Below are 11,458 nucleotides of genomic sequence, written 5' to 3'. Positions count from 1 at the left end.
GCGCGCCCTCACTCCCCCTTCATCGCGTGCACCCGCTCGCCACCCACATAGGTGGCCCGCACCGCGATCCCCGCGATGCCGTGCGGATCGATCACGAGCGGATTCTCGTCCAGTACGACGAAGTCCGCCAACTGCCCTGCGGTGAGGCGCCCCTTGTACTGTTCGGTGCCCTCCGCCTCGGCCGATCCGAGCGTGAAGATCCGCAGCGCCTCCGCGGCGGTGACCCGCTGGCCGGGGCCCACGGCCACGCCGTCGTCCATGCCCTCGCGGGTGACCATCGACTGGAGGCCGAGCAGCGGCTGATAGGGACCGCAGGGGTAGTCGGAGGATCCGGCGACGGCCACCCCCGCGTCCAGGAACGAGCGGTGCGCGAACATGCGCTCGGTGCGGTCCTCGCCGTACCAGGTGTTCAGGGCGCCTCCGTGGTAGCCGGGGTATCCGGCGAACGGCACCGCTATCGCACCCAGTTGTCCCATCCGGGCGAGGATCTCCTCGTCCACGAGGCTGCAGTGCTCGATGCGGTGGCGCAGGCCCGGCCGAGGCAGTTCGCGTGCGGCTTCCTCGAAGGCGTCGAGCACGAGACGGATGGCGGCGTCGCCGTTGGCGTGCACGCCGATCCGGTTGCCGTCACGGTGGACGGCGCGCACGTGCGTGAACAGCTCCTCGGTGGAGGTGGTCTGCAGGCCGTGCCCGCCGTGATCGGCGAAGGGCTCGCTGAGCAGGCAGGTGCGGCCGCCGACGGCACCGTCCAGGAAGGCCTTCACCCCGACGAGCCGCAGCAGATCGTCACCGAAGCCGCTGCCGACGCCGAGCGCCCGCGCCTTGGCGTAGTGATCGACGGAGAGCAGCATGCCGACGCGCAGGGTCAACTCCCCTGCCGATCGGGCACGTTGCAGGAGCGCGATGTCGTCCGGTGCGATCAGCGCGTCGCACACCGAGGTGAGCCCGGCGGCGTGCCACAGCTCCTGCGCGCGGCCGAGCCCCCGCAGCTTGTCCTGGACCGAGCTGGGCGCGAGCGCGGTGTCGCCGCGTGCGGTGGCGGGATAGACGACGTTCATCAGGGCCCGCTCGACCAGCCGCCCGTCGAGACGGCCGTCCGCGCCCCGCCCGTACGCGCCGCCGTCCGGGTCGGGCGCGCTCTCGTCGATCCGCAGCTCGCGCAGCGCCGCGGAGTTGACGACGCCCCAGTGCCCGGCGACGTGCACGACGAGCGCGGGGTGATCGGGCGCGACCCGGTCGAGTTCGGTGCGGGTGAGGGGGCCGGTCTTCACGTCGTCGTAGCGGCTGCCGCGCACCCAGGCACCCGGGGGTGTCCTCGCCGCCTCGGCGGCCACCGTGGCGAGCAGGCCGTCGACGCCGTCCACGGCCGCCGCCGACAGGTCGAGGTGGAGCAGGTCCTCGGCCGTCATGACGAGGTGGATGTGCGCGTCGTTCAGGCCTGGTACGAGGGTGGCGTCCCCGAAGTCGACCTCCTCGGCGCCGGGGAACCGGTCCCGCAGCGCGGCCACCGAACCGGTCGCCCGGACGCGGCCGTCGGCGACGGCGATCATCTCCGGCTCGGGCCGCCCGTCGGCGCGCTGGCTGACGATGTGGGCGGCCCGGTGGAGGACGGGTGCGGTCTCGTCGATCATCGGGACTCCTTCACCGAGGCCTGCGCCGAACTCTCGCCCGGAACGGCCGGGTCGGCGGCCGCCACGGCGGCCGGTCCGGGCCCCGGCGCCAGCCGGACGACCGCGAGCAGCACGACGAGGTTGGCGGCGAGCGCGATGATGCCGCCGTTCACGCCGTGGTACGGGTCGTTGTCGGTGGCCCACAGCGCGGTCATCACCACGAGCCCGGTGACCATCCCCGCGACGGCGGCCCTGGCGGTGAGACGCCGCCAGAACAGGGCCAGCAGCACGACCGGCACGAGCTGCGCCAGACCCTCGTACGACAGGACGGAGAGCTCCACGAGGGTGTTCGGGTAGAAGAGACTGCCCGCGAGGGCGATCAGCCCCGCGATGACGCAGACCAGTTGGGAGAGCCGCTTGGTGCGCATGTCGTTCGCGTCGCCGGACTTCCCGAGCGCGCGGCGGCGCGCCCGCGGGTCCGCGCCGTTGCCGCCGCCGAGGATCGTGCGGCCCCACAGCGTGCCGATGGAGAGCATGAAGACGCTCATCGGCACGATCGCCGAGAGGGCGCCCGCGACGCCGATGAGCGCGACGACGGGTGAGGGCAAGGAGTCGGTGACGAGGCTGAAGAGGGCCAGGTCGGGATTGCCCAGGGTCGGCATCACGAACAGCGCCGTGGCGCCGACCACCATCGGAACGAACAGGAGCAGCTGGTACCAGGGCAGGAGCAGCGCGTTGCGGCGCAGCGCGTTCGGGCTCTTCGCGCTCAGGTAACCGGCCACGGTGGTCGGGAAGATGGTGATCGTCACGGCGTTCAGGACCACGGTGCTGAGGAACCACATGGCGTTGCGCCCGCCGGACTCGTGCCCGGGGAAGGTCAGCCACTCGGGCTTCTCGGTCACCATGCGCTGCATGAAGTCGCTGAACCCGCCGAGGTAGTGCATCGGGATGTACACGGCGAGGAACACGACGGCGACGATCACCAGCATGTCCTTGAGCGCGCTCACCCACGCCGAGCCGCGCAGGCCGGACACGAGGATGAACACCTCGGCGACGACGAAGGAGATGACGGCGGCGACCTTGAGGTCGACGCTGCCGTACGTCATCGCGTTCACGACGACGCCCATGCCCTGAATCTGCACCTGGATGTAGGGGACGATGAAGACGGTCGCGACGACGGCGACGAGGATCCCCACCGGGCGTGAGCGGAACCGGAATTCGGCGATGTCCGCGATCGAGATGAGGCCGTGCCGGGACGCGTACGTCCACAGGGCGGGGCCGACGACGTACGCGACGGCGAAACCGACGGTCAGATAGGCGACCAGGTAGAGGATCGGCGCGCCGAAGGAGTACGACCAGCCCGCGGTGCCGAGGAACGAGAAGCTCGTGTACGTCTCGCCGGCCATGAGCAGCCAGATGAACAGGACGCCGAGCCCGCGGCTGGAGACGGACCACTCGGCGAGGCCCTTGGACCGGCCGCGGGCGCTCCATACGCCGATCCCGATGGTGGCGACCATGGCGAGACCGAAGATGGTGGTCGCGACTGCTGCGGAGCCGTTCATCGGCGGCCTCCTTCGGTGTAGGGGCCGGTGCCCGCGAGGTCGTCGGCGAGGTCGTCGGCCGGGATGGGCTCGACGGCGTTCGTGCGGTACGCCGGGTCGAGCCGGGCGGCGAGCCAGATGACCAGGGGGCTGATCACCGTGGCGGCGATGACCCAGGCCAGGAGGAAGGGGACGCCGAGGATGCGCGGCTCGATGCGGTTGGCCACGAGCGGGGCGGCGCCGTAGAGCAGGACGGGGACGAGGAGCAGCCAGAGGGAGGGGCGGGCCACGCCGCGGACGGTGGGGAGGCCGTCGAGGGGCGAGGCCGCGGGGTCGCTCGTGCTGTCTCCGGCGCTGTCTTTCACGCCGTCATCAGCTGTCGGGGGCATGGGGAACTCCTTGAGGGGCGGCATCAAAGGCACACCGGGGGAAAGGGAGGGAGAAGCAGCAGGGGGAGGGCTACACGGAGGGGTCGTAGCGGCCGTCGACCGCGGTCCAGCCGCCGTCGACGCTCAGCACGGTGCCGGTGACGAACGTGGACGCGTCCGACACGAGATAGGCGACGGCGCCTGCGAGTTCGTCGGCACGGGCCCACCGCTTGAGCGCGGAGGCCTGGGCGTAGGCATCGAACCATGCGGGGTCGGCGGCGATCTGATCGGTGAGCGGAGTACGGACGACGCCGGGCGCGACCGCGTTGAAGCGCACGCCCTGCGGCCCCCATTCTGCGGCGGCGGTCCGCAGCAACTGGACGAGGCCCGCCTTGGACGCGGCGTAAGGCCCCTGCCCCGGCTCCACCTGGAAGGCCCGCATCGAGGCGAACCCGACCACGCTCCCGCGCCCCCGCTCGGCCATGCCGGGGGCGACGGCCTGGATGAGCGTGAGATAGGAGCGCAGGTTCAGCGCGATGACACGGTCGAACTCGTCGAGGCTGTAGTCGGCGATGCGCTTGCGCACATTGGCCCCGACGGTGACGACGAGCCCGTCGAGCGGCCCCCATGCGGCGACCGCGGCACGGACGGCTTCGGGGTCGAGAACGTCCAGGGGGTGGGTCTCGGCGGTACCGATGCCCTGGGCCGCCGCCTCGCCCACCCCCTCCCCCACCGCGAGTGCCGCAGTCCGGGCCGCGCCCTCCGTGTCCCGGTCGGCGACGACGACGTGCGCGCCCTGGGCGACAAGGGCGCGGACGGCCTCGCGGCCGATGCCGCTCGCGCCGCCCACGACCGCGACGCGGCGGCCGTCGAGCCGGAACAGATTGCCGTAGTCCATGGTGGTGATGCCTCTCTTGCCGGGCCGTCGGTCCATCGGGTCGGTCGGGTGGTGGTGTCGCTGCTGAAGGCTGCCGGGTGCCTGCTGTCGCTGCTGAAGGCCTAGGGGCGTACGACGACCATCCGTGTCACCGTCAGTTCCTCGATGGCGAACCTGGGGCCCTCGCGTCCGATGCCCGAGTCCTTGACGCCTCCGTAGGGGGCGATGTCGCTGCGGTAGCCGGGGACTTCGTTCACCACGACACCGCCGACCTCAAGCCGGTCCACAGCGCCGAGCGCGGCGCGCAGGTCGCGGGTGAAGACGGCCGCGTGCAGGCCGTAACGGCTCGCGTTGACGAGGTCGTACGCGGTGTCCAGATCCGGCACCGCGCGCAGGCAGACGACCGGGCCGAAGATCTCCTCGTCCCAGGCGGGTTCCCCGTCGGGGACCTCCGCGAGCAGGGTCGGGGCGATGCACCGGCCGCCCGTGTCACGGACTCCCCCGGCCACCAGGCGCGCTCCCGCCGCCCGTGCCCGCTCGACCCAGTCGAGCACCCGCCGCGTCGCCGTCTCGTCGATGAGCGCCGAGACGCGGGTCCCGGGGTCCCGGGGATCGCCGACCACCACGTCCGGCAGCCGCTGCGCGAGCAGCTTCTCGAACGCCTCCGCCACCGCGTCCACGACGATCACCCGCTGTACGGAGATGCAGGCCTGGCCCGATGCGTAGAACCCGCCGCGCACCACCGCGTCCGCGGCCGCTTCGAGATCGGCGTCCGCGGCCACGACGAGGGCCGCGTTGGAGCCGAGTTCGAGGACCACCTTGCGGGGTGCCGCGTCGCGCGCGATGTGGTGGCCGACGGCCGCGGACCCGGTGAAGGAGACCGCCGCGACCTCCGGGTGCGTGGTGAGCGTACGGCCGACCTCCGCGTCCCCCGTGACGAGTTGCACGGCCCCCGCGGGCGCACCCGCCGCCACGAGCTGCTCCCGTACGAGATGGACGAGCCGCAGGGTGGCGAGCGGTGTCGCGGGGGCGGGCTTGACGATCACCGGGCAGCCCGCGGCGAGCGCCGGTGCGATCTTGTGGGAGGCGAGCAGGACCGGGTAGTTGAAGCCCGCGATGCCGACCACGACGCCGACGGGCTTGCGCGTCCAGAAGCCGAAGAGGCCCTCCCCGGAGGGCTGGAGGTCCAGCGGCACGGTCTCGCCGTGCAGATGGGCCACCTCGTCCGCGGCCGACTGCCAGGTGGCCACGGCCCGCTGCATCTCGACCCCGCAGTCGACGCGGGGCTTCCCGGTCTCCAGGACGAGCAGGTCCACCAGCTCCGCCGCCGCGTCGGCGAGGGACGCGGCGACCCCGGCGAGCACCTGCCGCCGCACCCCGGCGGTCAGCCTGCCGACTTCCACCCGCACTGCCGCGGCGTGCTCGACCGCGCGCACCGCGAGGTCCTGGTCACCGACAGGCGCCACGGCGATCTCAGTGCCGTCGTACGGAAAGCGGACGGGCTGCCCGGCGGGCGCGGTCACCCAGCCGTCCCCGACCGGCAGCCCTTCGGGGCACGTCCCGGGGCGGGTCATCGCGCACCTCCGGTGGCGCCGTTCAGGAAGGAGCGGGCCGCGGCGGCGTACACCCGTGTGTACTCGACGATCTCGCGCACCTCGACGAACTCGTCCTTCTGGTGCGCGATCCACTTCCCGCCGGGGCCGTAGACGACGGTCGGCAGACCGGCGTCCCGGGTCAGGATGGTCCCGTCCGTGGTGCCGGGTACGGCACCGAACGGCGGTGGGTCACCGTGCACTTGACGGTGTCCGTCGACGAGCGCGGCGACCACCGGGTGGTCCTCGGGGAGTTCGATGGCGGGCCGGTCGTCGACGACGGTGAGCCCGACGCCCACCCCCACGCTCCCGGCCGCATCGACCGCGAACTGCCGTACGCGCTCGATGAGTTCCGCGTGATCGGTGCCGGGGATCGTGCGTACGTCGATGCCGACGAGCCCATGGGCGGGGATGACGTTGAGCTGGTCCGGGTCCCCGCCGAGCAGCACGGTGGGCGTGACCGTCACACTCCCGGCGTGCGGGTGGGTGCCGTACCGCTCCTGGGCCCAGTCCTGCGCGCGGCCGAGCGCCTCGACGATGCGCGCGCCTGCGACGATGGGGCTCTTGGCCTCCTGCGGCATGGCGCCGTGGGCCATCACCCCGTCGAGATCGAGCCGGAGCCGGATGCCGCCACGGGCGGAGGTGCACACCTCGTACCCCTCCGGCTCGCAGACGATCACCCCGTCCACCTCGCGCGCGAGCGGGGTGGCGGCGAACGCCTTCGCGCCGAGCATCAGCCCTTCCTCGTCGCAGAGCACGCCGAGGACGACGCGGCCCGGGAAGGGACCGGCGAGCTGGAGGGCCCGCACTCCGTAGATCATCGCCGCGACACCGGACTTCATGTCGGCGGAGCCGCGGCCCCACAGCTTGCCGTCCCGGATCTCGGCTCCGTAGGGGTCGACGCTCCAGTCGCCCGGATCGCCCTCCGTGACGACGTCGATGTGCCCTTCGAACATCAGGGTCGGCCCGTCGCCTCCCCCGCCCTCGATGACGGCGACGGTGTTGGGCCGGCCCGGCGCGACCTCCACCACGTCGTAGGCCCAGCCGAACTCGGTGAAGAGCCGGGCGACGAGTTCGGCGGCGGGCCGCTCGACCTCGGTGGCTCCGGCCGCGTTGACGGTGCGCAGCCGGACCAGATCCTGGGTGAAGGCGACGACGGCGGCGGAGTCGACGGCCGGGTCGGTGAGGGGCCCGGCGGATCCGGAGTGCCCGGAGCCGGTGTCCCGTGAGCCGGTGCCCCGTGAGCTGGTGTCCCCTGAGCCGGTGTGCCGTGAGCTGGTGTGCATGGAACCTCCAAGTCGGCCGACCACGAGGCCAGTCGACTGGTCAGACCAGTTGAGTTCCCGTACTCTGCCTCCACGTTCACGGCCGGGTCAACCACCAGATCTTGGTTTTCCCGCGCCGATGTCGCGTATCAGCTACGTACGTGGAGGGGGCGGGCCGATGGCCGCCGACGACACCGACCTGTTCCGGCCGGTCACACCGGTCCGCGCCTATCAGCGGGTGGCGGAGCAGATCGAGGAGCGCATCCTCAGCGGTGATCTGCCACCGGGCTCCCGGCTGCCCGCCGAGCGCGAGCTGGTCAACCGCTTCGGCGTGGGCCGCTCCACGGTCCGCGAGGCACTGCGCGTCCTGCAGTCGGCGGGCCTGATCCGCTCCCGGCCCGGCGATCCGCTGGGAGCCGAGGTGCTCGGCGTCTCGCCCGACAACCTCAGCCAGGCCCTGGGCCGCCTCACCCGCTCCAGCGTGTCCACGCTCGGTGAACTGGTGCAGTTCCGCATGGTGTTGGACGCCGAGAGCAACCGTCTGGCGGCGCGCCTGCACGGCGCGGACGACCTCGCCCGGATGCGCGAGCAGATCACCCGGATGGAATCCCTCAGCGGCGGCGGTCCCGCCTCCCTGCACGCGTTCAGTGAGGCGGACGCGCTCTTCCACCGCGCGATCGCCGAGGCGAGCGGCAACTCCCTCCTCGGCCTGTGCGCACGCGCCGTGCACGAGGCGGTGGTCGAGGTCATCGAGAAGAAGATCGCGGGCGTCACGGACACGACGGCCTGGATGGAGCGCTCCATAGCCCATCACCGCGAGGTCCTGGCGGCGATCACCGCGGGCGACGGCCCCCTCGCGGCCCGCCTGGGCCGCACCGCGCTGCACGAGTACTACGCGGAGCATGTCGAGCCCGAGACAAGGGAGTTGCTGGCGGCTTCCGTCGAGGATCACTGAGCGGGCGGGAAGTGCCCCTCAGCCCCGGAAGCCGGGCGAGAGACCGAGTCGCCCCTCCAGCTGCGCGAGCAACTCGCCCAGCAGATCGCTGAGTTGACCCTGGCCGTTCTCGTCGAGGCCTGCGAGTACCACGGTCTCGTAGGCCAGTTGGTCGGGCAGGATCGAGTCGACCAGTTCGCGGCCCGTTGCGGTCAGACCGACGTGCGAGACGCGGCGGTCACGGGTGTCGGCGCGCCGGTCGACCAGGTCGCGCTCCTGGAGCTGCTTGAGGCGCTTGGTGACGGCGGCGCCCGACGAGAAGGTCTCGCGGGCCAGTTCGCCGGGGGTCAGCTCGTGGCCGGTGCGGCGCAGCGCGCCGAGGAGGTCGAACTCGGGGCGGGTCAGGCCGACGCGGCGCAGCGGGGCGTCCTCGGCCTGCTGCAGGAGGGCCGCGCAGCGGTTGATGCGGCCGATGACCTCCATGGGGCCGGTGTCGATGTCCGGCCGCACCGCCTGCCACTGCCGCACGACGGCGGCGACGGTGTCGCGGGGCGCTCCCGGGGCACTGCCCGCCGCGCCCGCGGGGCTGCTCGTGGGACTGGTCGCGGGACCGTCCGCGCCGCTCGCACCGCGTACACCGCCCGCACCGCCGTCTCCCGCATGGGCCGCGGCGTCCGACGTCGCGTCCCGTTCGCTCCCGTTCCTCATGTGCCCCTGTCCTCACCCTTGCGCCTCGCCCGGCTCGTCACACCCGTACGCGCTCGCCGTGCTCCGTGCCGCGTACCGTCGCCGCGAGCGTACGGTGTCCTGCCTGCTCGGCGACCATCACCCGCTGTTCCGGCAGGGCGCGCTGCCACCATTCGCCCGCCGCCGCGTCATGGGCGGTGCGCAGGTCCACGAGGGCGGCCGTCAGGCCGCGGCGCGCCGGGCGCAGGGCGTCGGGGCCGGTGAGCGGGGCCGCCAGGGCCTGCTCGGCGCGGGCGCGGGCCCGGTCGGTGGCGTCGATGGCCAGCTCGATGTGGTCGGCGGCGCGCCGGTTGGTGACGGCGATCGCCGCGACGATGCCGAGCAGTGCCCCCACGAACGTGTCCACGACCCGGTCGAGGATCAGCTCTCCGGGCTGCTGGAAGCGGGCGAACTCGGTGACCAGGAGCGCCATCGGCGTGACGCACACGCTGCCCAGCCAGTAGTTGCGGCCGATCAGCGCCTCCGCCCCGAAGGCCAGGGCCAGGCAGCAGACGATCAGCGCGGCCTGGCTCAGGTGGGCCAGCGGGACGATCGCGGCGAAGGCGAGCACTCCGACGAGGTTGCCGACCACGCGCTGCACTCCCCTGTTCCAGGTGAGCGTGACGTTGGCCTGGTAGAGCGAGGCCGCCGTGACAAGAGCCCAGTAGGGGCGGCCGACGCCGAGCGCCAGCGACGCGTACCCCGCGAGCGCGCAGCCGACCGCCGTGCGCAGCGCGATGGGCAGCAGCGGCGACCCGGGGCCGAGGCGCCGCCACAAGGAGCCCTTGGCCGAGCCCGCCGCCAACTCGGCTTCCACTCCCAGGAGTTCGTCCTCCGCTTCGGGCCGTACGTCGCCGGGGCGCGGCACCGCACCCGTGCCGCGCAGGCCCGCCGCCCAGTCGCGCAGCTGGGCGGGATCCGCCGCCGCGGGGGCCGCCAGGGCCTCCTCGGCGCGGATCACCAGGCGCTCCAGGGCGCGGCGGGCCGCCGTGCGGGCACCTGTGGCGAGCAGTGACTGCCAGGCCGCGTGCACGGCTGCGGCCGCCCCCGGCCGGGCGCGCTCACGGCCGGGGCCCGAGGCCTCGGCGTAGGCGGCCGCCGCGCGCAGGGCCCGCGCGGTGGCTCGGCGCTCGGGGCCGTGGGGCCGGAGCAGGGCCGGAGCCATGCCGACGAGCCAGGCCACGGCGCCCGCGCCGAGGGTCAGGGCCAGGTGGCCGGGGACCTGCCCGATGGCCTGCGGCGCGAACAGCGTGGCGGAGCTGATGAACGTGAAGATGAGGTGGCCGGGCGGGCCGATGCGGGTCGCGTCGCAGAGCGTCTTCTGCGCGGCGGCGAGCAATGCCCCGACCGCGACGAGCACCGCCGCCGACGTGGTGAGCGAGGCGGCGACCATGGCGATCCCGACGCTCGCGAGCATGCCGACGACGACTCCGGCGAGGGCGCGGGCCCGCGCGGCGTAGGGGAGGTTGTGGGTGTAGAGCGCGCAGAACGATCCGGCCATCGTGTACATGACGAGGTCAAGGCGGCCGATCGCGAGGAGCGTCAGATTCGGTATCGCGGTGGCGACGACGACGCTGGACGCGGGCTTGAACCAGATGTCGGAGGGCTTGCCCGGACGCAGCACACCGGCCAGCGGGAGGCGGCGGACGCGGGAGTGGCCGGAGGTGGGGGACGTACTGGGTGTACTGCTCATGGCGAGAACCTTAGCAAGTGTTTTACTCGAAAACGATTTAGGTCGCCGCGGCTCACCGCGGCCCCGTCCGCTCCCCTCCGCGCTCCCCGCGTACACCCATGCGCTCGCGTACGAGGCCCCGTGCGAGGGCATCGACCCGACGACACCGTCGATCGGGGAGGTGCGCGGTGCACGGACCGGTGCATGCCGGCTGGCTGCTCGTCGCGCTGTGCGCGGCGACCGGGTCCTACTGCCTGCTGCGGATGCGCAGCAGGATCGAGGAACAGCGCCGGACGGCCGGCGGCGAGGCGCTCATGGGGTTCGGGATGGCGTTGATGGCCCTGCCCGCAGCCGTGCTGACCCCGCCGCGGTGGGCCTGGCTCGCCTATGTGGCCGTGTTCGGCGCGGCGGCTCTCCGCGCGCTCTGGGCGGCCCGGCAGAACCGCCACCACCTGCATCATCTGGTCGGCGCCTGCGCCATGGTCTACATGGCAGCGGCCATGGCCGCGACCCCCACCGCCCACACGGGCCACGGCGGCGGAGGCGCGCCGGCGCTCACCGGAGCACTGCTGCTCTATTTCGCCGGGTACGTGCTCTGGTCGGGGGTGCGCCTCCTGCCCGTACCGACGCTCGCGGCGGCGGAGGGAGCCGGCGGCGGCACGGTCACGGGGTGGGCCGATCGCACGGAGCTCGCGATGGTGTGCCGTCTCTCCATGGGGATCACCATGATCGCGATGCTCCTGACGCTGTAGACCGCCTCTGGAGGCCCAGGAGCGCGGAAGGCACGAGGCCGTGCGGGCCGTAAGGGGTGATATCCCGCGATCGGCCGTGGCGTGCGTCACTTGAGGCGATAGGCCATACCCTCCGGCAGCG

At 73.0% G+C, this 11,458-nt stretch carries 10 protein-coding genes; 2 read left to right on the top strand and 8 right to left on the bottom strand.

Translation table 11 applies throughout. The features are described from left to right. Window positions 1-8 precede the first annotated feature (8 nt). The 6 genes from M4V62_RS36500 to M4V62_RS36475 form a co-directional block, all read right to left on the bottom strand. Complete coding sequence (locus tag M4V62_RS36500) at window positions 9-1,631, bottom strand: amidohydrolase (protein ID WP_249591453.1); 1,623 nt, start codon at window positions 1,629-1,631, stop codon at window positions 9-11. Then, complete coding sequence (locus M4V62_RS36495; RefSeq protein WP_249591452.1) at window positions 1,628-3,172, bottom strand: sodium:solute symporter family protein; 1,545 nt, start codon at window positions 3,170-3,172, stop codon at window positions 1,628-1,630. Before M4V62_RS36495 ends, M4V62_RS36500 begins: the two co-directional genes overlap by 4 nt. Further along, window positions 3,169-3,540, bottom strand: a complete 372-nt coding sequence (locus M4V62_RS36490; RefSeq protein ID WP_249591451.1) for a DUF3311 domain-containing protein — start codon at window positions 3,538-3,540, stop codon at window positions 3,169-3,171. The genes M4V62_RS36495 and M4V62_RS36490 overlap by 4 nt, the downstream gene beginning before the upstream one ends. Before the next feature lie 70 nt (window positions 3,541-3,610). After that, a complete protein-coding gene (locus tag M4V62_RS36485; RefSeq protein WP_249591450.1) occupies window positions 3,611-4,453 on the bottom strand; it encodes an SDR family NAD(P)-dependent oxidoreductase in 843 nt (280 codons plus the stop codon). A 65-nt stretch (window positions 4,454-4,518) separates the two neighbouring features. Beyond that, window positions 4,519-5,970: an aldehyde dehydrogenase family protein gene (locus tag M4V62_RS36480; protein ID WP_249591449.1), complete on the bottom strand. Its 1,452-nt coding sequence runs from the start codon at window positions 5,968-5,970 to the stop codon at window positions 4,519-4,521. Then, complete coding sequence (locus M4V62_RS36475) at window positions 5,967-7,274, bottom strand: M20 family metallopeptidase (protein ID WP_249591448.1); 1,308 nt, start codon at window positions 7,272-7,274, stop codon at window positions 5,967-5,969. Before M4V62_RS36475 ends, M4V62_RS36480 begins: the two co-directional genes overlap by 4 nt. A 157-nt stretch (window positions 7,275-7,431) precedes the next feature. Between M4V62_RS36475 and M4V62_RS36470 the strand changes: the two genes are divergently transcribed. Further along, window positions 7,432-8,208 (top strand): FadR/GntR family transcriptional regulator, encoded by a 777-nt coding sequence (locus M4V62_RS36470; protein WP_249591447.1) that lies wholly within the window; start codon window positions 7,432-7,434, stop codon window positions 8,206-8,208. A gap of 18 nt (window positions 8,209-8,226) precedes the next feature. Here the strand turns inward: M4V62_RS36470 and M4V62_RS36465 are convergent, their stop codons facing one another. Further along, a complete protein-coding gene (locus M4V62_RS36465) occupies window positions 8,227-8,895 on the bottom strand; it encodes a MarR family winged helix-turn-helix transcriptional regulator (RefSeq protein WP_249591446.1) in 669 nt (222 codons plus the stop codon). Window positions 8,896-8,932: 37 nt separating this feature from the next. Next, window positions 8,933-10,606, bottom strand: coding sequence for an FUSC family protein (locus M4V62_RS36460; RefSeq protein WP_249591445.1), 1,674 nt, complete (start codon window positions 10,604-10,606; stop codon window positions 8,933-8,935). 167 nt (window positions 10,607-10,773) lie between these two features. On the opposite strand from M4V62_RS36460, the gene M4V62_RS36455 reads away from it, so the two are divergent. Continuing rightward, window positions 10,774-11,337 carry a DUF5134 domain-containing protein gene (locus M4V62_RS36455; protein ID WP_249591444.1) on the top strand — a complete coding sequence of 188 codons (564 nt, stop codon included), beginning with the start codon at window positions 10,774-10,776 and terminating at the stop codon, window positions 11,335-11,337. The last annotated feature ends 121 nt before the right edge of the window (window positions 11,338-11,458 follow it).

Source organism: Streptomyces durmitorensis (genome assembly GCF_023498005.1).
GTDB classification, from domain to species: Bacteria; Actinomycetota; Actinomycetes; order Streptomycetales; family Streptomycetaceae; genus Streptomyces; species Streptomyces durmitorensis.
This window is presented reverse-complemented; position numbering and strand designations above follow the sequence as displayed.

Coding starts and splice junctions, on each gene's coding strand:
- M4V62_RS36485 (WP_249591450.1), bottom strand. CDS start 4,453: ATGGACCGACGGCCCGGCAAGAGAGGCATCACCACCATGGACTACGGC.
- M4V62_RS36490 (WP_249591451.1), bottom strand. CDS start 3,540: ATGCCCCCGACAGCTGATGACGGCGTGAAAGACAGCGCCGGAGACAGC.
- M4V62_RS36475 (WP_249591448.1), bottom strand. CDS start 7,274: ATGCACACCAGCTCACGGCACACCGGCTCAGGGGACACCAGCTCACGG.
- M4V62_RS36460 (WP_249591445.1), bottom strand. CDS start 10,606: ATGAGCAGTACACCCAGTACGTCCCCCACCTCCGGCCACTCCCGCGTC.
- M4V62_RS36465 (WP_249591446.1), bottom strand. CDS start 8,895: ATGAGGAACGGGAGCGAACGGGACGCGACGTCGGACGCCGCGGCCCAT.
- M4V62_RS36495 (WP_249591452.1), bottom strand. CDS start 3,172: ATGAACGGCTCCGCAGCAGTCGCGACCACCATCTTCGGTCTCGCCATG.
- M4V62_RS36470 (WP_249591447.1), top strand. CDS start 7,432: ATGGCCGCCGACGACACCGACCTGTTCCGGCCGGTCACACCGGTCCGC.
- M4V62_RS36500 (WP_249591453.1), bottom strand. CDS start 1,631: ATGATCGACGAGACCGCACCCGTCCTCCACCGGGCCGCCCACATCGTC.
- M4V62_RS36480 (WP_249591449.1), bottom strand. CDS start 5,970: ATGACCCGCCCCGGGACGTGCCCCGAAGGGCTGCCGGTCGGGGACGGC.